This window comes from Micromonospora craterilacus (assembly GCF_003236315.1).
GTDB lineage: Bacteria > Actinomycetota > Actinomycetes > Mycobacteriales > Micromonosporaceae > Micromonospora > Micromonospora craterilacus.
Genome location: NZ_POTY01000130.1, coordinates 1 through 19,734, shown reverse-complemented (window position 1 = coordinate 19,734; position 19,734 = coordinate 1). Strand labels below are relative to the sequence as shown.

The following is a 19,734-nucleotide window of genomic DNA, read 5'->3' as shown; positions in this document are numbered from 1 at the left end:
AGCCCGCACCACAAGGCACTCCCCGAACCCACCCCGGACGTGTCACGATTCAAGGCACGGCGTGCGGGGGCACGCTGAGGGGGCTGGACGCGGGGCGCGCCGGCGGCGCGATGAGGAGGATGGTCCGGTGTCAGCGGGTGGGGCTCGTCGAGGACGTCGGGACAACGGGCTCGACGCGAGCGAGTACGCGGTCGCCGGCGACGTCGACCCTCGTGTCGGCGAACACCTGCTCGACGTGCTGGCCGCCGGCGGGATCGCCGCCTACCTGCAACCGTCGGCGGATCTGAACCCGGTCACCCGCACCACCACCGTGCCGCCCCGGCCGGTGGACCGGCTCTACGTGGACCGCTCGCACCTGAGCACCGCGCGGGATTACCTCAGCCAGCTCTCCGACGAGACGGGTGCCGGGCGGGCCGACGAGGAGCCGGACATCGACGCCGAGTGGGCGCGCATCGTCGCCGGCTTCCACCGCTCACCCGGTGCCGGCGAGCACCCGTGGCCGGCCGCCGAGGACGTGGACGACCAGCCCGAGCGGGGCGGCACGGCCACGGCGCTGCGGCCGGGCACCGACGAGCCGGCCGGGCCGACCGCGACCGACGTACGCCGGCTGCCGTACGCGGCCGACATCTCCGGCGTCTCCGTCGGGGGTGGCCCCCGGGACGGCGACGGACCGTCACTGCTGGACGGCCTGGACACCTTCGGCACCACCCTGCCCGACGACCCCGACGAGGACGAGCGCTACGTCCCGCCGCCGCCCCCGCCGCTGCCCCGGGTGTCGAAGTACGCGGTGGCCGGCGTACTCGCCGTGGTGTTCGGTTTCCTGCTGTTCCTCTTCCCCGACCTGCTCCCCGCGGACCGGGGGTTGGTGACGCTGCTCGGCTTCACCGGCATCCTCGCCGGCTTCGTCACCCTGGTGTGGCGGCTGCGCCCCGGTGACGCCGAGGACCGCGACCCCGACGACGGCGCGGTGGTCTGAGGGCGGGCGTCCGGATGACGGGACGGGGACCCGCCCGAGCCAGCGGGCGTAACAGTGGTGTAACTTACTGTCAGTAGGAATACCGCAGTACGTCACTTCACCCGCCGACTGCCCGGTTGTTCCTCCTCGTGGCGGTCGCTCCCCTGCTGATCGGAATGCCCGAGATGCGACAGAGTTCCCTCGTGGTGGTGGCCAACCGCCTACCCATCGATGACAGTCAGGCGCTCGACGGCGCCTGCGAGTGGCGCCGCAGCCCCGGCGGGCTGGTGAGCGCGCTGCACCCCCTGCTCCGGCACACCCCAGCGACCTGGGTCGGTTGGGCCGGCGGGACGGGTCCGGCACCCGCCCTGCCCGACGTCGACGGCGTACGGATGCACACCGTGGCGCTGACCGGCGACGACCTGCGCGACCACTACGAGGGCTTCGCCAACGCGACCCTCTGGCCGATCTATCACGACGCCGTCGAGCAGCCGGAGCACCACCGCCGCTGGTGGGACGCGTACCAGCGGGTCAACCAGCGGTTCGCCGAGGCCACCGCGGAGGTCGCCGAGGCCGGCGCGGTGGTCTGGGTGCAGGACTACCACCTGCAACTGGTACCGGGGCTGCTCCGCGCCCTGCGGCCCGACCTGCGGATCGGCTTCTTCCTGCACGTGCCGTTCCCGCCGCCGGAGCTGTTCATGCAGCTGCCCCGCCGGGCCGAACTGCTGCGCGGGATGCTCGGCGCGGACCTGATCGGCTTCCAGCGGGCCCAGGCCGCGCACAACTTCTCCCAGCTGGTGACGAAGGTCCTGGAGTTGCCGGCCACCGACCGGCGGATCGCGGTCGACGACCGGATGGTGCGGATCGGCGCGTTCCCGGTCTCCATCGACACCACGGAGATGTCCGCGCTGGCCGGCCGACCGGAGGTGGCCGACCGGGCCCGCCGGCTGCGCCACGATCTCGGCAGCCCGGATCACGCGATCCTCAGCGTCGACCGGATGGACTACACCAAGGGCATCGAGCAGCGGCTCAAGGCGTACAGCGAACTGCTCGCCCACGGGCACGTCAAGGTCCGGGACACGGTGCTGGTGCAGGTGGCGGTGCCCAGCCGGGAACGGGTCGGCCAGTACCAGATCCTCCGCGACCGGGTCGAACGGGAGGTCGGGCGGATCAACGGGGAGTTCGGCCGGGTGGGCGAGCCGGCGATCCACTACCTCACCCAGCCGTTCGACCGGGCCGAGTTGGCCGCCCTCTACCGGGTGGCCGACGTGATGGCGGTGACCCCGCTACGGGACGGGATGAACCTGGTCGCCAAGGAGTACGTCGCGGCCCGGGTGGACGATGCCGGCGCGCTGCTGCTCAGCGAGTTCGCCGGGGCCGCGGCCGAGCTGCCGCAGGCGTACCTGGTCAACCCGCACGACCTGGAGGGGCTCAAGCAGGGCCTGCTCGCGGCGCTGCGCGCCGACCCGGCCGACGTGCGCGCGCGAATGCGGGCCATGCGCGAGCACCTGCGGGAGCACGACATCCGCGCCTGGGCCCGCTCCTATCTGTCCACCCTGGACCAGAGCGGCTCGCTGCTCACCCGCCTCAGCAACGGCTGAGGCGGGCCGCCGGGACCGGGCCGATCAGCCCCGGTCGTCGCGGGCCGGGTGCTTGACCAGCCAGTCCAGGATCGCGTCGATCGGCTCCCGCCACCGGGCGTCGAGCATCAGGTCGTGCCCCATGCCGGGGAAGAGCAGCGGCGCCGAGCCGTACCGCCGGGCCGCGCGGGTCAGCGCCGACGACGGCACCACCCGGTCGTCCGGGCTGCCCAGCACCAGCACCGGCGGGCGGCCCACCGCCGGCTCCGGGTCGGCGCCGGTCAGCAACTGCCACTGGGCGCGCCGGGCGGCCCGGCCCAGCCGGGCGGCGTGGCGTCGGGCGTCGGCGTCGGGCAACTCGCGGCTGAACAGCTGCCGGCGGCTGAGCCGCAGTCGGCCGCCGAACACCGCCGGCAGGGTGCCGAGCGGATTGCGACGCAGCGCGGCGCCGAACGTCGCCCAGCCGCCGAGCACCGGCGCCACCAGCACCGCCGCCCGGGCCGGGTAGCGGGCCAGGGCGTGCGCGACCACCAGGGCCCCGGCGCCGTGCCCCACCAGCACCGCCTGGCGTGGCAGCCCCGCCGCCACCTGGACCACGTCGTGGGCGTACGCCCGCAGGTTCGCCTCCGGCGCCGGGCCGCTGCCGCCGTGCCCACGCGGACTCACCGCGTACGCCGGGAAGCCGCGCTCGGCGGCGTGCCCGAGCCAGTGCTCGGCGTACGCCCAGGCGCCATGCCCGAAGCCGGGTACGAACAGCAGCAGCGGCTGGCCCTCCTCCAGCTCGGGTGTGGCGCTGAGCACCTCGCGCCGGACCGGACGGACCGGCCGGGCCCACTCCCAGCTCCGCATGATCCGCACCCGCTCGATGGTCCGCTCGCTCATTTGCCCTCCAGGTCCCGCAGCGCGCGCTCCAGGGCACGCAGGTAGTCGGCATGGCCGACCTCGAACCAGTGCCGGGTCGAGTCCTTCACCTGCCCCGAGTAGCGCTCGCCCGCGCCGGCCCGGACCCGGTTGGCGAAGGCCGCCGCCCGCTCCGGCCGGGTGGTGCGCAGCCGCAGCAGCCGGGCGAACAGCACGGCCTGCCAGTGCGACAGGGTGAACACGCCCGAGTCCGGCTGGACCAGGCCGGCCACCGCGAGGGTGGGATGGTCCGGCACGAAGGCGTTGAGCCACAACCGGGGTCGGCCCACACCCTCGTCGTCGCCGAGGATCTTCGCGTCCAGGAACTCGAAGCGCGGCAGGTAGCCGGTGGCGAAGACGACCATCTCCGGGTCGATCTGCCGGCCGTCGGCCAGCTCCACCGAGTGCGCGTGGAAGCGCCCGACGTCCGGCACCGGGGTGATCGCGCCGTGCCCGACGTGGTAGACGAGCTGGCTGTTGGCGATCGGGTGCGTCTCGTACACCCGGTGGTCCGGCTTCGGCAGACCGAAGCGGGTCAGGTCGCCGACGGTCAGCCGCAGCGTCCGGTGGTAGAGCCACTGCCGCACCCGCAACGGCACCCGTAGCGCCAGCAGGGTGTCGTTGACCTGGTCGGCGGGCCGACCGAAGACGTACTTCGGGGCGTACCAGTAGCCCCGGCGGGTGGAGTGCCAGCAATGCGACGCCTGCTGCGCGGCCTCCACCGCGATGTCGCAGCCGGTGTTGCCGGCCCCCACCACCAGCACCCGCTTGCCGCGCAGCTGGGCCGGATCCTTGTACGACGAGGCGTGCATGACCTCGCCCCGGAACTGCTCCAGCCCCTCGTACCTGGGCAGCTTCGGCGACCAGTTGTGCCCGTTGGCGATGACCACGGCGGCGTACCGCGAGGTGCGTTCGGGGCCGTAGCCGCCGGTGCTGCGGGTGGTCACGTCCCAGCGGTCGTCCTCGACCGGCTCGACGCGCACCACCTCGGTGCCGAACCAGATGTGCCGCCGCAGGTCGAAGTGGTCGGCGTAGCGCTCGAAGTAGGACAGCAGCTGGCTGTGGTGCGGGTAGTCCGGCCAGTCGTCGGGCATCGGGAAGTCGGGGAACTGGGTGAACGGCCGCGACGAGATCAGGTGGGTGCTGGCGTACACCGGGCTGCGGTCGTGCCGCCAGTTCCAGGCGCCGCCGATGCCGGTCTCGCGCTCATAGCAGTCGACGCCGAAGCCGTGCTCGGCGAGGTTCTTCACCGCGGTCAGGCCGCTGGCTCCGGCGCCGATGACACAGACGGTGTCACCCCGGTCGGAGACCGGGCGGCCGTCGCGGCTGCGGGCGAGCGTGGTCGTCTCCGGATCGGGCCGGCCGTGCTCGGTGGGGGTGGGCACCGGGAAGTCTCCTTCGTCTCGGCACGAGTGCCGGGTCGCGCGAAATCCTCTCCACAACGGAGCAGGTTGTCCAGCCGCCCGGCGGCGGGCGGTCAGCCGGCAGTGGGCAGGAGCAGGTCGACCAGCACCGGAAAATGGTCACTGGCCCGGCGGGTCAGCGGCGTGTCCACCACGTCGTAGTCGACCACGGTGATCCGGGGATCGACGAACAGCGCGTCGAGGCGCCGCCGGGGATCCGCACAGGAGTAGGTGAACCGTTCGCCCCGGTCCGCCGCCACCGCCGCGTCGGTCAACCCTCGCGCCACGGCGGTCCACGCCGGCCCGCCCGGCTCCTCGTTGAGGTCGGCCCCGGCGATCACCGGGTGGGGCGCGGCGGCCAGGTCCCGGCCGAACAGCTCCGCCTGCCCCGGCCGCTCGGCCGGGTCGGTGGACAGGTGCGAGCCGGCCACCGTGAACCGGGCGGAGCCGGCCACCACGCAGTCGGCGTACGCGGCGCCGCGCAGGTGCCGGCCGGGGGTCAGCGGGAAGCGCCGGCACCGGGTACCGGTCACCCGCACCCGCAGGCTGGTCAGCAGCAGGTTGCCCAGCGACGGCAGCCCACCGGCGGCGACCACCAGGCCGAACGAGGCGGCCAGCGCGGCCGACTTCGCCCGCCAGCGCAGCCGGCGCGGCCCCTCCTGGACGATCACCACGTCCGGCGCCGCCTCGCGAACCACCGCGGCCAGCGCGGCGGTGTCGTCGCGCTGGCCGTGGATGTTGTACGACACGACGCGCAGCGGCACACCGCCGCTTCGCGGCATCTAGATCCGCCGGGCCAGGTCGGCCGCGCCGATGACCCCGGCGGAGTTGCCCAGCTCGGCCGGGCGGATCTCGGCCACCGGCAGCCGGCTGCGCTGGGCGAGGGCCTCGGTGAACGACCGGCGGGTCGGGCCCATGAGCAGGTCACCGGCGTCGATGACGCCACCGCCGACGACCAGCACCTGCGGGTCGAGGATCTGCGCCATGTCCGCCAGGCTCGTGCCGAGCCAGCGCCCGACCTGGGCGAACGCCTCGGCGGAGACCGGGTCACCGCCCTTGGCGGCGGCCGTCACCATCGGTCCGGTGATCGCCTCGGCGTCGCCGTCGGCCAGCTCCAGCAATGCGGTGGCCCGGTGCGGTTCCTGCCGGGCGGCGGCGCGGGCGAAGCGGACCAGGGCGCTGCCGCTGGCGTACTGCTCGATGCAGCCGAGCCGCCCGCAGCCGCACTGGTGGCCGTCGGGGACGGTGAGCATGTGGCCCAGTTCGGCGGCGATGCCGTTGTTTCCACGCACCAGTTCGCCACCGAGCACGATGCCGCCGCCGACGCCGGTGCCGATGGTGAACATGACCATCGAGTCGTCGGCGTTCCGGGCCGCGCCGTAGCGGAACTCCGCCCAGGCGGCCGCGTTGCCGTCGTTCTCCACGATCACCGGCAGCTCGACCGCCGCGCTGACATACGCCTGCAGCGGCTCGTCGCGCCAGGCGAGGTTGGGGGCGAAGAGCACGGTCGAGCGGTTGGCGTCGATCCAGCCCGCCGCGCCGACGCCGACCGCCTGGATCTGACGCCCGGTGGCCAGTTCGCTGACCACCTCGATGATGACGTCGCGGGTCTTGCCGACGTCATCGGCGGGGGTGTCCCGTCGGGTCTGCACGAGAACCGTGCCGGTGTCGTCGACGACACCGCCGGCCACCTTCGTGCCACCGACGTCGACTCCGATGGTCAGCGTCACCGCGGCCACTCCCCTCTGCTGTGCCACCCCGCGCGCACCTGCCCTCGCCGGTGGTGCGGGTCGTCCTGGTCAGGCCCCGTCGCCTGGTGCGCTCTGCTGCCCGCCGGGCACGGCCTCCGCGCTCGGCGCCGGCTCGTCGCCCGGTGCCGGTTCGCCATCGGGTACCCGCGAGGCGGGCACCACCCGACGGTCGGTCGGCGGCCGGCGTCCGGCTGGCGCGACCGGCCCGGCGGCGTCGACGGGCGCGGCGGCCGGGACGGCGACGTCCTCCGCGCGGGTCGCGGCGGACCAGACGTCCCGCTCCGGTGCCGGCTGAGAATCATGCCCGGTACGGGTCGCCTCGCGCCACACGTGATCGCTGTCCGGTCCGTCGCCGGTGCCGCCGGGCGGGTCGGCGACGGGTTCGGCCGGAGTGAAGGCGCGCAGGAAACTGGCCAACCCGGCGGCCAGATCGCCGGCGCCGGTGGCCAACCGCTCGGCGAATTCCGGACTTGGATCGCGCAACGCGGCGATTCCCCGGCACACCGGGCAGACGCAGCATTCGGCCGCACCGGTGGCGAAACCGGCCCCGAGTTCGGTGGCACCGCCAGGGGTCCCGGTAGGGCCCTCCGGGGCGCCGTTGTGACCGAGGACACTGGTCACGATCCCACCGAGCGGGCCCCAGGACCCCGGACCGGGGCCGGCGGCGGCCATCCGTGCGGTGGCCAGCAGAGTGGCGACCAGCCGCTCCGCCTCTTCCCGGGCCGAACCCGGATCCGTTGCACCCATGCTGGGCTCCTCTACCGTGGCGACCGGGTCGCCGGACGCGTCACTGCGCCGCACCAGGTGCTTCTACCCGGCGCTTGAGCTGCTTCAACGCGGCATCCATGATCATTTTTTCGGCCTTGCGGCGGAACATGCCGAGCATCCCGACCGCGAGCTCCACCTCCAGGGTGTAGGTCACGGTGGTGCCCCCGTCGGGGTTGCCGACCAGGTCGTACGCGCCACGCTGGGCCTTCTGCATCTTCGAGGGCGCCACCAGGTGCCACTCGATGCGGGACAGATCCTCGGCGTAGGCGTACGCGAGCACGTACTCGTCGGCCATCACCCCGGCGTCGAGGACGAAGCGGACCTGGCTGGCGTAGCCGTCCTCGTACTCCTCGACGACCTCGGCCTGCCGCACCGCGTCGGCCCACTCCGGATAGCTCGCGAAGTCACAGATGACCGCCGCCACCCGCTCCGGTGACGCCTCGATGGTGATCGACTGGGTGGAGGTGTCCGCCATGGGGGGAGGCTACCCGCCCGACCGGCGCCATCGCGCCGCGCCGCCCACCTGCGGCGTGCCCGCGAGCGGGTCGGCGGGTAGGTTTCGACAGAGCCGACCCGAGTGGCGGCCCGGCCAGTGTGAGCACGAGGGAGTGCAGGTGCGCGAGTTCTCCGTCCCACCGATCGTCACCGTCGGCGATTCGGCCAACCTCACCGACCCGGTCTGGGAGAACGCCGAGGTCGCCCCCGACGCGGTGCAGTTCGTCCGGCGCGAGGCGACGGGCGGCTGGGCGGACGTGACCTGCCGACAGTTCCGCGACGAGGTGGTGGCGGTCGCCCGTGGCCTGGTCGCCGCCGGCGTGCGGCCGGGTGACCGGGTCGCGTTGATGAGCCGTACCCGCTACGAGTGGACCCTGGTCGACTACGCCATCTGGGCGGCCGGCGCGGTCACCGTGCCGATTTACGAGACCTCCAGCGCCGAGCAGGCGGCCTGGATCCTGGCCGACTCCGGCGCGGTGGCCTGCGTGCTGGAGAGCGACGCGCACGCCGCGCTGGTGGCCGGCGTCCGCGACCAGCTGCCCGACCTGGCCCACCTCTGGCAGATCGACCAGGGCGGGGTCGACGAGCTGGTGGCCGCGGGCGCGGCGGTGGAGCCGGCCGAGGTCGACCGGCGGCGCGCCGGTCTACGCTCCTCGGACATCGCGACCGTCATCTACACCAGCGGTACCACCGGCCGCCCCAAGGGCTGCGTGCTCACCCACCGCAACATGTACGCCGACATCGCCAACGCGGTGCCGGTGCTGCCGAACCTGTTCGGGCCGAACGCGTCGACCCTGCTGTTCCTGCCCCTGGCGCACGCCTTCGCCCGGCTCATCCAGATCGGTGTAGTGCAGGCGCGGGCCACCATGGCGCACTGCTCGGACACGAAAAACCTGGTCGCCGAGTTGCAGGAGGTCAAGCCGACCTTCGTGCTCTCGGTGCCCCGGGTCTTCGAGAAGGTCTACAACGGCGCCAAGCAGAAGGCCGAGGCCGCCGGCAAGGGCAAGATCTTCGCCCGGGCCGAGGCGGTCGCCATCGCGTACAGCGAGGCGTTGGAGACCTCCGCCGGGCCGGGCCTGGCCCTGCGCGCCCAGCACGCGCTCTTCGACAAGCTGGTCTACGGCAAGCTGCGGGCCGCGCTCGGCGGCCGCTGCCGCGACGCCATCTCCGGCGGCGCGCCGCTCGGCGCCCGACTCGGCCACTTCTTCCGGGGCGTCGGGGTGACCGTCTGCGAGGGGTACGGCCTGACCGAGACCTCCCCCGCGGCGTCGGCGAACCTGCCCTCGTTCACCCGGATCGGCACGGTCGGCCGCCCGCTGCCCGGCGTGACCATCCGGATCGCCGACGACGGCGAGGTCCTCATCTCCGGTGACCTGATCTTCCAGGGGTACTGGCGCAACGAGGCGGCCACCGCGGAGGCGATCACCGCCGACGGCTGGTTCCACACCGGTGACCTCGGCTCGCTCGACGGCGACGGCTACCTGACCATCACCGGCCGGAAGAAGGAAATCATCGTGACGGCCGCCGGCAAGAACGTCGCCCCGGCCGTGCTGGAGGACCAGGTCCGGGCGCACCGCCTGGTCAGCCAGTGCGTCGTGGTGGGCGACCGGCAGCCGTTCATCGCCGCGCTGGTCACCCTTGACGAGGAGGCCCTGCCGGCCTGGCTGGAGTCGGCCGGTCTGCCGGCCGACACCGACATCGAGACGCTGCGGGGGCACGAGGGGCTGCGGGCGGAGATCCAGACCGCCGTGGACAAGGCCAACCAGTCGGTCTCCCGCGCCGAGGCGATCAAGGTGTTCCGGATCCTGCCGCGCGATTTCACCGAGGCCACCGGCGAGCTGACCCCGTCGCTGAAGGTCAAGCGACAGGTCGTACACAAGACGTACGCGGCGGAGATCGCCGACATCTACCGCGGCTGACTACCATCCGTCACGTGCCCGCCTCGACATCCACCCTGGCCCGACCCCACCCGCTCGCCATGGCGGCGCGCCTGGTCGTGCTGGCGCTGGTCGCCATCCTGACCCTGTTCGCCACCCGCGACGTGGCCCAGCTGTGGTGGGTCCTGCTGCTGGCGATCGCCGGGATGCCCGCGTGTCTGGCCCCCCAGCACCCGGTGATCGGCCCGCTCAGCCGGTTCGCCGAGGTGGTGGTCCTCGGGTTGGCCGCGAGCCAGGTCGCCGCGGTGGCCACCGTCGGTGGTCACATCGGCGGGCTGGGTGCCTCGGCGGTGCTGCCGTACCTCGCGGTGCCGGTGACGGTGACGGCGCTGCGGCGCCGCTTCCGGGAGGGCGCCGCGCTGATCGCCGTCGTCGCGGGCACGCTGTTGGTCGCCGGCGCCTTCACCGAGGTCGGCGGGGTGCGCCAGCTGAGCCAGCCGGGTTACCTCGCGGTGTGCGCGCAGTGGCTGATCCTGGCCGCGCTGGGCCTGTACGCGGCGAGCACCCTGCACCGGGTGATGCAGGTCCGCCACGACGGCAAGCCGCAGCCGTACGCGGAGGCGACCCGGCTGCTGACCCAGCTGCGTACGGTGGCCCGGCAGCTGCCCGGGGCGACCCTCGACCCGGGCGGCATCGCCGAGCACCTGCTGGAGGAGTTGCGCCCGGTGGCCCGCACCGACCGCGGGGCGGTGCTGTCCGCCAGCGGCGGCGGGCGGCTGGTGGTGCTCGCCCAACTCGGTGCGGACCGGGTCGACTGGGAGACCACGCTCGACGCGGATTCGGCCATCGCCGACGCCTGGGCCAGCCAGCAGCCGCACACCGCGGCCCGCTCGCAGTCCCGCTCACACTCCGGCGGGGATGTCTCGGCGCTGATCGTGCCGCTGGTCGCCGGGGTTCGCACGGTCGCCCTGGTGGTGCTGGAGGCCGACGCCGCGCAGGCGTACCCGCCGCCGGTGGTGGCGCAGGTGACCGAGCTGACCAGCCCGGCGGCGCTGCGCCTGGAGGCGGCCCTGCTCTTCGACGAGGTGCGGTCGCTGGCCACCAACGAGGAACGGCAGCGGCTGGCCCGGGAGATCCACGACGGGGTGGCCCAGGAACTGGTGATGGTCGGCTACGGCATCGACAACGCCCTGGCCACCGTGCACGACGACGCGGAGGAGACCGCCGACTCGCTGCGCCTGCTGCGGCAGGAGGTCACCCGGGTGATCACCGAGCTGCGACTGAGCCTGTTCGAGCTGCGCAGTGAGGTGGACCGGCACGGTGGCCTGGCCGCCGCGATCGCCGAGTACGCCCGCACGGTCGGCGCCTCGGGCGGGCTGCGGGTGCACCTGTCGCTGGACGAGTCCACCGCCCGGCTGCCCGCCGCCACCGAGGCCGAGCTGTTGCGCATCGCACAGGAGGCGGTGACCAACGCGCGCAAGCACGCCCGGGCGTCCAATCTATGGGTCACCTGTGAGGTGGACCCGCCGTACGCCCAGATCGAAGTGTCGGATGACGGTCACGGCATAGGTGACCAGCACTCGGATGGGCACTATGGTCTTGCGATCATGGCCGAGAGAGCGGAACGTATCCGAGGCCGGTTGGAGATCAGGCCGCGGCAACCGAGCGGGACAACCGTGGCGGTGGTGATCGGCTCGTCACCCCGGCGCGATAACGTTCGCGGTAGCGCCGCAGCAGCAGCAGAAGGGGAGTAACCCGAGGATGACCACAAGTCCGACACCGGCCACCCGTACCAAGGTCCTCCTTGTCGACGACCACGACTTGATCCGCAAGGGCCTGCGGCACGCCTTCGAGCGGGACCGGCAGTTCGAGGTCGTCGGCGAGGCGGCCACCGCAGCGGAGGGCGTACGGCAGGCCGGTGCGCTGCAACCGGACGTGGTGATCATGGATCTGCGGCTGCCCGACGGCAGCGGCCTGGAGGCCACCCGCGCCCTGCGCAAGTCCAGCGCGTCGATGGGCATCGTGGTGCTCACCATGTACGCGGGCGACGACCAGCTCTTCGGCGCGCTGGAGGCCGGTGCGAGCGCGTTCGTGCCGAAGACCGCGCCGGCCGACGAGGTCGTCGCCGCCGCCCGGCACGCCGCCTCCTCCCCCAGCGCCTTCACCGCCGCCGACCTGGCCGAGGCGATGAAGCGCCGGCTCGCCCCGTCCGGACCGCAGCTGTCGCCCCGCGAGGGTCAGGTGCTGCGCCTGCTCGCCGACGGGATGAGCGTCGCCGGCATCGCCAAGCAGCTGTTCGTCAGCGAGTCGACCGCGAAGACGCACATCTCCAAGCTCTACGAGAAGCTCGGCGCGGCCAACCGGGCCCAGGCGCTGATGACCGCGCTGCGACTCGGTCTGCTCGAGGCTCCGGACGCACCGAAGTTCTGAGCCCAGCCAGGCGTACCACCGACGGGGATCCGTGTCCGCCACCCGGCGGGCCCGGATCCCTTTCGCATCGATTACCGTCCGCGTCGCCGCGCTCTGGTCTACCGGACGAATGCGGGGCAGAATACCCGCCGGGGCGGTAACGCCCCGGATAGCGTGCGAAGGGGTGAGGGCATTGCAGCGGCCGGACTGGGCACCCGAGACGATCGACGTGGAACGCCCCAGCGTCGCTCGAATGTACGACTACTACCTCGGCGGCTCGCACAACTTCGCGGCCGACCGGGCGGCGGCCCGGGCGATGGTGGCGGCGGTGCCGGAGGCCCCGTTGATGGCCCAGGCCAACCGCGCGTTCCTGCGCCGGGCCGTGCAGTTCCTCACCGCGGCCGGCGTCCGGCAGTTCCTGGACATCGGTTCGGGCATCCCCACCGTCGGCAACGTCCACGAGATCGCCCAGCGGCACGCTCCCGACTCCCGGGTGGTCTACGTCGACGTCGACCCGGTCGCCGTGGCGCACAGCCGGGAGATCCTGGCCGGCAACGACGGCGCGACGGTGGTCCAGGAGGACCTGCGTCACCCCGAGCGGATCCTCGCCCACCCGGACGTCCGCGCGTTGCTCGACTTCTCCCAGCCGGTCGCCGTCCTGGTGGTGGCGGTGCTGCACTTCGTCGCCGACGACGACCGCCCGGCCGAGGTGCTGCGCACCCTGCGCGCGGCGCTGGCCCCGGGCAGCTACCTGGTCCTCTCGCAGGCCAGCGACGACGGTCGCGACGAGGCCCAGCGGGCCGAGGCCGAAGAGGTGTACAAGCGCACCGACAACCCCCTGTGGGTGCGCAGCCGGGCCGAGCTGACCGCCTTCTTCGACGGCTTCGAGCTGGTCGAACCCGGGGTGCTGTGGGTCCCGCAGTGGCGTCCGGAGACCCCGGAGAGCGCTGAGGACGCCGAACGGGCGGTCTTCCAGGGCGGGGTCGGGCGGCTCGGTGGGTGAGCCCGCGAACGCCCCGTCCTGCGTCGGGGCGTTCGCCCGCGCCTGGGCCAAGGCGCTCTCGGGCACCAGCTACCTGCCGATGACCCATGCCCAACTGGAGACGCTGTTGCAGCGGCTCACCGACCTGCTCGCCGAGGCGCTCCGGGCGGAGCCGCTCGACCTGCGCGTCGGGCACCGGGTCGCCGACGAGCTGGTCGCCGCGCACATCGCCTCCGCCGAGGCGCTCGGCCGTACCGTGGAGGTGATCCAGCTCCGGCTGATCCGTGACCTCGACCTGGTCGCCGACGACATCGAGGACCGGATGGCCCGGCTGCTGGCCACGGTCGCCACCGGGTACGCCCGGGCGCTGCGCGACCGCACGTTGGACGAGCAGGAGTCGATCCGCCGCGCCGCGCTGACCGCCCGGGCCGAGGCGGAGCAGGCGCTGCGAGCCAGCGAGGCCCGCTTCCGGCACCAGGCCACCCACGACCCACTGACCGACCTGCCCAACCGCACGCTGTTCGCCGAGCGGCTCGCGGCGGCCGTCGACGCGTCCACCGGCAGCAGCCGCCGCGTCGGCCTGTGCTTCCTCGACCTGGACCGGTTCAAGCGGGTCAACGACTCGTACGGCCACCAGATCGGCGACCGGGCGCTGGTCGCGGCGGCACGACGGCTGCGCCGGGCGGTCGAGCCCCACCTGGTGGCCCGGTTGGGCGGCGACGCGTTCGTCGTCCTCGTCGAGCGGTCCACCGGCACCGGGGACGTGCTGGCCGTCGCCGAGGCGGCGCTGGCCACCCTGTCCGAGCCGGTGGTGGTCGACGGGCACGACGTGACGGTCACCGCGAGCGTCGGCATCGTCGAGCGGCGGGTCGCCGACACCTCCCCGGACGACCTGCTGCGGGCCGCGGGCAGCACGCTGCAGTGGGCCAAGACCGCCGGGGGCGCGCGGTGGGCGTTGTACGACGCCGAGCGCGACGGGCAGGAACGGGCCCGCCAGGCGCTCAGCGCGGCGATCCCCGTTGGTCTGGAGCGCGGCGAGTTCTACCTCGACTACCAGCCGTTGACGTCGCTGCACGACGGCTCGCTGCTCGGGGTCGAGGCGCTGGTGCGCTGGCGGCACCCGCAGCTGGGTGTGCTGCGTCCGGACAGCTTCATCGGGCTGGCCGAGGAGACCGGGCTGATCGTGCCGCTCGGCGGCTGGGTGCTCGCCGAGGCGTGCCGGGAGGCGGTCGGCTGGACGGCCGCCGCGGGTGAGCCGCCGTACGTCAGCGTCAACCTGGCGGTACGCCAGGTCCGCCGGCCCGGCCTGGTGCAGGAGGTACGCGCCCTGCTGCGGCGCACCGGCCTACCCCCGAACCGGCTCCAGCTGGAGATCACCGAGAGCACCATGATGACCACCGCCGAGGAGCCGGTACGCGCCCTGCGCGCCCTGGCCGACCTGGGCGTGCGCATCGCCATCGACGATTTCGGCACCGGCTACAGCAACCTGGCGTACCTGCGGGACCTGCCGGTCACCGACCTGAAGGTGGCCGGCGAGTTCGTCCGCGGACTGCGCGCCCCGGACGACGACCCGGGCAGCCGTACCGGCGAGCGGATCCTCGCCTCGCTTGTGTCTCTCGCGCACGCCCTCGACCTGAGCGTCACTGCGGAGGGCGTGGAGACCGCCGAGCAGGCGGACTGGCTGCGGGCCATCGGGTGCGACGCGGGGCAGGGCTGGCACCTCGGTCGTCCCGCCCCCGCCGACCAGGTCCTCGCCTACTTGGCCTCCCCACAGTCCGGCCTCAACCAGTCAGGTCCGGACGGCATGCCCAGTCACGAGGACCGTCGGAGGAAACCAGGTAACGTTCCAACGTCCGGCGGTAGCCCGGCGTCAGCTGGTAGCTGAGCACCTCACTCGGAGCAACCCAGACACCCTCGGCGATCTCGCTCGGATCGAGCTGGACGTCGCTGCTCTCGGCGCTGAACGCGTAGTCGAAGTAGATGAAATGGAAGGCACGCGATCGATAGTCCACATCGATCAACTCGCCCCAGTCAACGAGGCCGCGGGCGGTGAGGATCAGCCCGGTCTCCTCCTCGCCCTCCCGGCGGGCGCCGTCACACAACCGTTCCCCCGGCTTCAGGTGTCCGCCGGGCAGGGTCCAAGTGTCGCCCCATTTCGGTTGCCGGATCAGCAGTATCTCGCCGCGCGGATTAAGGATGAGCGCCGAGACGATGACCTCGATCGTCCCTACGCTCCCAGTCTGCGGCGTCTGACTGCCCATTGAGCGGTTGCCCCCTGCCATGCAAAGCCCTGTTCGTATCGGTACGCCGCCGCACGACGACGTGTAGTGGCTAGATTGCGCGTGACGGCACCACGGGGCGGCAGTGGTCTTGATCTCGGCCTCGCCAGCGTGCGCCGCACGGTCCGCCGACGCGTACCACACTGGACCGCAGATCGGGGTCCGCGTTGTTCACCAGCGCACGAAGCGGCCCCGGGTCCCCGGAGCTGCCCGCCTCGACACAGGCGACCAGAACCCGGTGAAACTTGTCGATCCCGACGTCGGCACTCGCTCTGGTCGGCGCATCGATCAGGTGGGAATTGTCGAGCACGAAGTCGAAGACATCCCGGTCGGAAAAGATGTCGAAATCGTAGCGCCTCAGGAACCGTTGTCGTGTCAACCGGTCCTTCTCGTCGACGAGCTTGGCGCATCCCGTCGGGCCAAGCGCCACCTCAGCTGGGCTCGACACCGCGCACTTCCAGGACCGGGAGAGTCGATCCGAGCCGATCCAGATCCTTATCGCCGGCTCTGTGAAATACCAGGGCAACGCCCAGGCGTCAACCACCACGCCGTCACGGTTCCGGACGACGTCGGAGAGAATGCGGTCGACCCGGTCGTCGACATCACCGCCGTCGCGCAGTGACTCGATCTCCGCCATCCGGTGGAACCAGACTCCCTCCGAGGAGCCGAATCCGCCTCCCAACTCGCTGAGCAAAAGATCCGTGATGTGGATGCTCTCGTGGCCGAGGTGCTTTGCGAGGAGGGCCGCGTGTGTCGTCTTACCGGCGGCGGTGAGCCCGCTGAGAATGACCCGAGCCATCGTGCTGCATCCAATCCTCGTATCGAGCGGCATGCCGAGCGGCGTCCAGAACTATACGGGACGCGAGATCCACCAGATGATCATTCAGCAGATTTCCGATCGTCGGTAACCGGCCAGCTGGCGGGTTCTCTATCCGGGCGAGGAGGTTTCCTCCAGGGTCCACGAGCAGATACAGGCCGACCTTGCCGTCGTCGGTGAGCACGGAAAGCTTCTCACCGGCGGAACCGAGTCGACGGCGAGCGTCTTCGCAGAGGTCCAGGAATTCTTCCGTCGGCAACTCGTACCGATCCCGATTCTCGTATCCTGATTCCACCGCGCTGAACTGCTGGAGGCTCCACCTCACCAGTGCACGCCGACTTGTCAGGATAGGGACCAGCGGCAGAATGCCGGATATGTTCGCCCGGGACACCACGGTTCGGACCACGTACGGTTGGCCCGCTTCGTCGAGGAAGTCCATCAGCTTGAGCACCCGGGTGAAGTTGCCCTTGCGCTGCCTGAAGCCGTCGTGCGTCGCCGCGTCGCCGCCGTCGAGGGAGAGACCCACGAGATCGGCGCGCAGCAGCGCGGCCCGAACGGCGGACGGTTGATGCTGCGCGTTGGTCAGGACCTCGACCGCCATCCCCTGCGCCCGGGCGTTCCCGACCAACACATCCAGATCCCGCCGCAGACTGGGATCCCCGCCGGTGAAGGTCATGTGCGTGACGCCGGCATACCCGAGCGCCGCGAGCAGGCGGTGCGCGTCGGCTGTGTTGAGGACGTCAGCCCGGCTGCGGAAGCAGAACGGACAGTCCAGGTTGCAGCGGTCCCAGCAGTCCCAGTTGGCCCTGAGGACGCCGGCCCGGGCCAGCGATCCCCGACAGGGCGACGAATCGGCCGGCGGAACCATTAGTTCGGCACTGGACGCGCAGGCTGGGCAACCGGCCGCGGGAAAGACGTCAGGAGTCACGCGTCAACCTCCGCCACCACACCTGCAAACGGGTCCGATTCTCGTCGAGCGCGGCCAGCAGGGAGGTCGCGGCGACGCCGATCAGCAGGTCCCGCCACGCCGAGTCTTGGAGCGCCGTGGCGACGGGCACGGTTACGCCCGCCGTCGCAGTCCACCGCCAGGCCCCCGCCGCTCGCCGGATCAGCGGCCAGCGGCGGGTCGGGATCGCACGCGCCCAAGCGGCGTCGAAGCTGTGGTCGAACAGCCGGATCAGATTGCCCCCGGCCTCGTGCGCCAGCAGCATCTCCCCCATCAGGGAGCGCTCCGCCAAGGGCTCATGGACGTCGAGCCTGAGCAGCCTGCCGTCGATGGACGCGGAGCTCCCACACTCGATGTCCTGCGTCGTCCTGGCTACCCTGACCTCCGTGTTCGGCCAGTTTCTGGTGGCCTCCCGCCACGATCTGATGGCCCGCTTCGCGCGTTTCTCGTGCGACGCGCCACGCAGGTCTTTCATTGCCTTCGGCGCACCGAGCAGCACGCGGATCTCGACACCAGCCTCGGCCCGGTCACGCAGGTCGGCCAGTCCCTCGATCTCGGCGAGCGACTCGAAGAACGATAACCGGATGAGTCGGTGGGCACTGCAAACATGTTCGTGGAAACTCTCGAGAACCTTGGCGTCGGTCATCTGACCGAGCGACTCAAAGCGTTCGATGGGCATCCGGCCGAGCCGTTCCAGGGCGGCCGCCGACGCGGTGAGTTTCTCGGCACGCAGCCGAACCAGGTAATCGGGAGCAGCGGTCAACAGGCTTTTGCCCGCGTAAGGAGTAACCGCCAGCAGCCTCCGCGCCAAAAGATCATCGATTGCCGCATAAACGGATTGGGTTCTCTCCAAACCGATGTGGCCGGAAAGGACGTCAACCAGTTTACGTCGCTCGCGGGCGTACCGGTGCATCACCATAGCGGTCAGGATCCGGGCATGAATTGGGGAAAATCCTTCGCCTTCAAGCGCAGCAAACGCAGATCTTTCGGGAATCGTCCAGACCATGCTTTCCCCCGACCGAATGACAGCTCACGCGCTCACGTAGCGTAAGCGACACAATCCATTCCGACGAGAAGAGTTCTACTGGCGATCAAAAACCCATTTCCGGCATAACGAGCGCCCTGAAGATGTCAAACTGATTCCCGATACTGTTGTCGGATTTCCGTCAATCCGCCGAGTTCCAGGGATCCCATTCTGCCGGGCAACCAAGACAAATCTGCGACCGTTGAACGGAATCTCAACTCCTAGCTCACCGACGGCCCTGCCAGCGGGATCGGTCAAGCGCTGGCACCGGCGAGGATCTTGGTCAGCCGGGCGGCTTGAATGCCCCAGCGCCACTCCTGCTCCACCCAGGACCGCCCGGCGGCACCCAGCTGGCGGGCCAGATCGCGGTCCGCCAGAAGCAGCCCCACCCGATCCGCGACCTCGGCGACGTCGCGGCCATCAACCACGTAGCCGGTTTCACCCTCGCGCACCGCGTCAGGCGCACCGCCGGAGTCGCCCGCAACCACCGGCAGCCCGGTTGCCGAGGCCTCCAGGTAGACCATACCGAGACCCTCAACATCGAGGCCCGCGTTGCGGGTCCGGCAGGGCATGGCGAAGACATCGCCCGCTGCGAAATGCGCCGGAACCTCACTCCATTCCAGCGAGCCGGTGAAGACCACGTCCCGCTCGACGCCGACCTGGCGGGCCAGCCGCACCAGCGTGGCCCGGTACGGCCCGCCACCGACCACCAGCAACGCGGCGTCGGGCACCCGGCGGCGGATCAGCGGCATCGCCCGGATCAGCATGTCCTGGCCCTTGCGGGGCACCAGACGGGACACGCAGACCACCACCGGCCGGTCGGCCAGCCCCAGCCGGTGCCGTACCGCCGTGCCGTCGACGGCCGGGTGGTAGACGTCGGTGTCCACGCCGGGAGCGAGCCGACGCAACTCGGTCAACCCGTCCAGCGCCCGCGCCAGCCGGGTCCGGGTGTACTCGCCCAGGTAGGTGACCACGTCCGTGCCTCGGCCGATGCGCCGCAGCGCGCCCCGGGCCACCGGCAACGCCGCCCAGCCCACCTCGTGCCCGTGGGTCAGGGCGACCACCCGCCGCACCCCGGCCCGCCGGCGCAGGCCCGCGGCGAGCAGGCCGAGCGGGGCCGCCGCGCCGAACCAGACCGTGTCGCAGTCGTACGTCTTGGCCAGCCGGGCCACCCGGCGGGCCACCAGCGGGGTGGGCAGCAGCATCCGGGTCCGCTCACGCACCACCTCGAACGGTTGGTCGGCGTCGAACTTGCCGGCGCCGGACCAGCTCGACGCGTAGACCACCACCGAGCCGGCCGGCTGGCGTACCGCGAGGTTGTGCACGAACGACTGGATGCCGCCCGGCCGGGGCGGGAAGTCGTTCGTGACCAGCAGCGTGCGGCTCATGCCTGCACTCCGCTCCACTCCGTGCCGACATGAGGCACCACGGCGCTGTGCCTGATGATCCGCTCGTGGTGCTCGCTCATCGGCCGGCCTTTCGGGCGTACGCGCGGGCGGCGGCGATCCGCTCCACGGTGGACGGGTGGGAGGCGGAGTAGAGGTACTC

General features: G+C 71.9%; 17 protein-coding genes and 1 pseudogene. 7 read left to right on the top strand and 11 right to left on the bottom strand.

Annotation, left to right across the window (positions count from 1 at the left end; genetic code table 11):
* Positions 1–127 precede the first annotated feature (127 nt).
* A complete protein-coding gene (locus C1I95_RS20025; RefSeq protein WP_111215352.1) occupies positions 128–976 on the top strand; it encodes a DUF308 domain-containing protein in 849 nt (282 codons plus the stop codon).
* Positions 977–1,140: 164 nt separating this feature from the next.
* Complete coding sequence (locus C1I95_RS20020; protein ID WP_111215355.1) at positions 1,141–2,556, top strand: alpha,alpha-trehalose-phosphate synthase (UDP-forming); 1,416 nt, start codon at positions 1,141–1,143, stop codon at positions 2,554–2,556.
* Positions 2,557–2,580: 24 nt separating this feature from the next.
* Here the strand turns inward: C1I95_RS20020 and C1I95_RS20015 are convergent, their stop codons facing one another.
* From C1I95_RS20015 to C1I95_RS19990, 6 genes are all read right to left on the bottom strand, one after another.
* Complete coding sequence (locus C1I95_RS20015) at positions 2,581–3,417, bottom strand: alpha/beta hydrolase (RefSeq protein ID WP_111215351.1); 837 nt, start codon at positions 3,415–3,417, stop codon at positions 2,581–2,583.
* Positions 3,414–4,820 (bottom strand): flavin-containing monooxygenase, encoded by a 1,407-nt coding sequence (locus C1I95_RS20010; protein ID WP_111215350.1) that lies wholly within the window; start codon positions 4,818–4,820, stop codon positions 3,414–3,416. Before C1I95_RS20010 ends, C1I95_RS20015 begins: the two co-directional genes overlap by 4 nt.
* A gap of 92 nt (positions 4,821–4,912) precedes the next feature.
* Positions 4,913–5,620 carry an endonuclease/exonuclease/phosphatase family protein gene (locus tag C1I95_RS20005; protein ID WP_111215349.1) on the bottom strand — a complete coding sequence of 236 codons (708 nt, stop codon included), beginning with the start codon at positions 5,618–5,620 and terminating at the stop codon, positions 4,913–4,915.
* The gene (locus C1I95_RS20000; protein WP_111215354.1) at positions 5,621–6,568 is read right to left on the bottom strand and encodes an ROK family glucokinase; all 948 of its coding nucleotides are present in this window, start codon (positions 6,566–6,568) and stop codon (positions 5,621–5,623) included.
* A 69-nt stretch (positions 6,569–6,637) separates the two neighbouring features.
* A complete protein-coding gene (locus C1I95_RS19995; protein ID WP_233513767.1) occupies positions 6,638–7,336 on the bottom strand; it encodes a hypothetical protein in 699 nt (232 codons plus the stop codon).
* Between the two features lie 40 nt (positions 7,337–7,376).
* Positions 7,377–7,832 carry an SRPBCC family protein gene (locus tag C1I95_RS19990; RefSeq protein ID WP_111215348.1) on the bottom strand — a complete coding sequence of 152 codons (456 nt, stop codon included), beginning with the start codon at positions 7,830–7,832 and terminating at the stop codon, positions 7,377–7,379.
* A gap of 139 nt (positions 7,833–7,971) precedes the next feature.
* Here C1I95_RS19990 and C1I95_RS19985 point away from each other — a divergent pair, with 139 nt between their 5' ends.
* The 5 genes and pseudogenes from C1I95_RS19985 to C1I95_RS19965 all read left to right on the top strand — a co-directional run.
* Positions 7,972–9,771: an AMP-dependent synthetase/ligase gene (locus C1I95_RS19985; protein ID WP_111215353.1), complete on the top strand. Its 1,800-nt coding sequence runs from the start codon at positions 7,972–7,974 to the stop codon at positions 9,769–9,771.
* 14 nt (positions 9,772–9,785) lie between these two features.
* Positions 9,786–11,483 carry a sensor histidine kinase gene (locus C1I95_RS19980; protein WP_111215347.1) on the top strand — a complete coding sequence of 566 codons (1,698 nt, stop codon included), beginning with the start codon at positions 9,786–9,788 and terminating at the stop codon, positions 11,481–11,483.
* A gap of 7 nt (positions 11,484–11,490) precedes the next feature.
* On the top strand, positions 11,491–12,159 hold the full coding sequence (locus C1I95_RS19975; protein ID WP_007072219.1) for a response regulator transcription factor: 669 nt from the start codon (positions 11,491–11,493) through the stop codon (positions 12,157–12,159).
* Between the two features lie 172 nt (positions 12,160–12,331).
* Entirely contained in the window at positions 12,332–13,141 is an 810-nt protein-coding gene (locus C1I95_RS19970) for an SAM-dependent methyltransferase (RefSeq protein WP_111215346.1), read from the top strand.
* A 79-nt stretch (positions 13,142–13,220) separates the two neighbouring features.
* Positions 13,221–14,885 (top strand): annotated as a pseudogene (locus C1I95_RS19965) (putative bifunctional diguanylate cyclase/phosphodiesterase); the annotation flags it as partial.
* Positions 14,886–14,901: 16 nt separating this feature from the next.
* On the opposite strand, the gene C1I95_RS19960 reads toward C1I95_RS19965, so the two are convergent.
* The 5 genes from C1I95_RS19960 to C1I95_RS19940 form a co-directional block, all read right to left on the bottom strand.
* On the bottom strand, positions 14,902–15,381 hold the full coding sequence (locus tag C1I95_RS19960) for an NUDIX domain-containing protein (protein WP_158566430.1): 480 nt from the start codon (positions 15,379–15,381) through the stop codon (positions 14,902–14,904).
* A gap of 70 nt (positions 15,382–15,451) precedes the next feature.
* Entirely contained in the window at positions 15,452–16,198 is a 747-nt protein-coding gene (locus tag C1I95_RS19955; protein ID WP_111215343.1) for a cytidylate kinase family protein, read from the bottom strand.
* Complete coding sequence (locus C1I95_RS19950) at positions 16,158–17,144, bottom strand: radical SAM protein (protein ID WP_146605769.1); 987 nt, start codon at positions 17,142–17,144, stop codon at positions 16,158–16,160. The genes C1I95_RS19955 and C1I95_RS19950 overlap by 41 nt, the downstream gene beginning before the upstream one ends.
* Positions 17,134–18,168 (bottom strand): hypothetical protein, encoded by a 1,035-nt coding sequence (locus tag C1I95_RS19945; protein WP_146605768.1) that lies wholly within the window; start codon positions 18,166–18,168, stop codon positions 17,134–17,136. The genes C1I95_RS19950 and C1I95_RS19945 overlap by 11 nt, the downstream gene beginning before the upstream one ends.
* A gap of 272 nt (positions 18,169–18,440) precedes the next feature.
* Positions 18,441–19,574, bottom strand: coding sequence for a glycosyltransferase family 4 protein (locus C1I95_RS19940; RefSeq protein ID WP_111215340.1), 1,134 nt, complete (start codon positions 19,572–19,574; stop codon positions 18,441–18,443).
* Positions 19,575–19,734 lie beyond the last annotated feature (160 nt).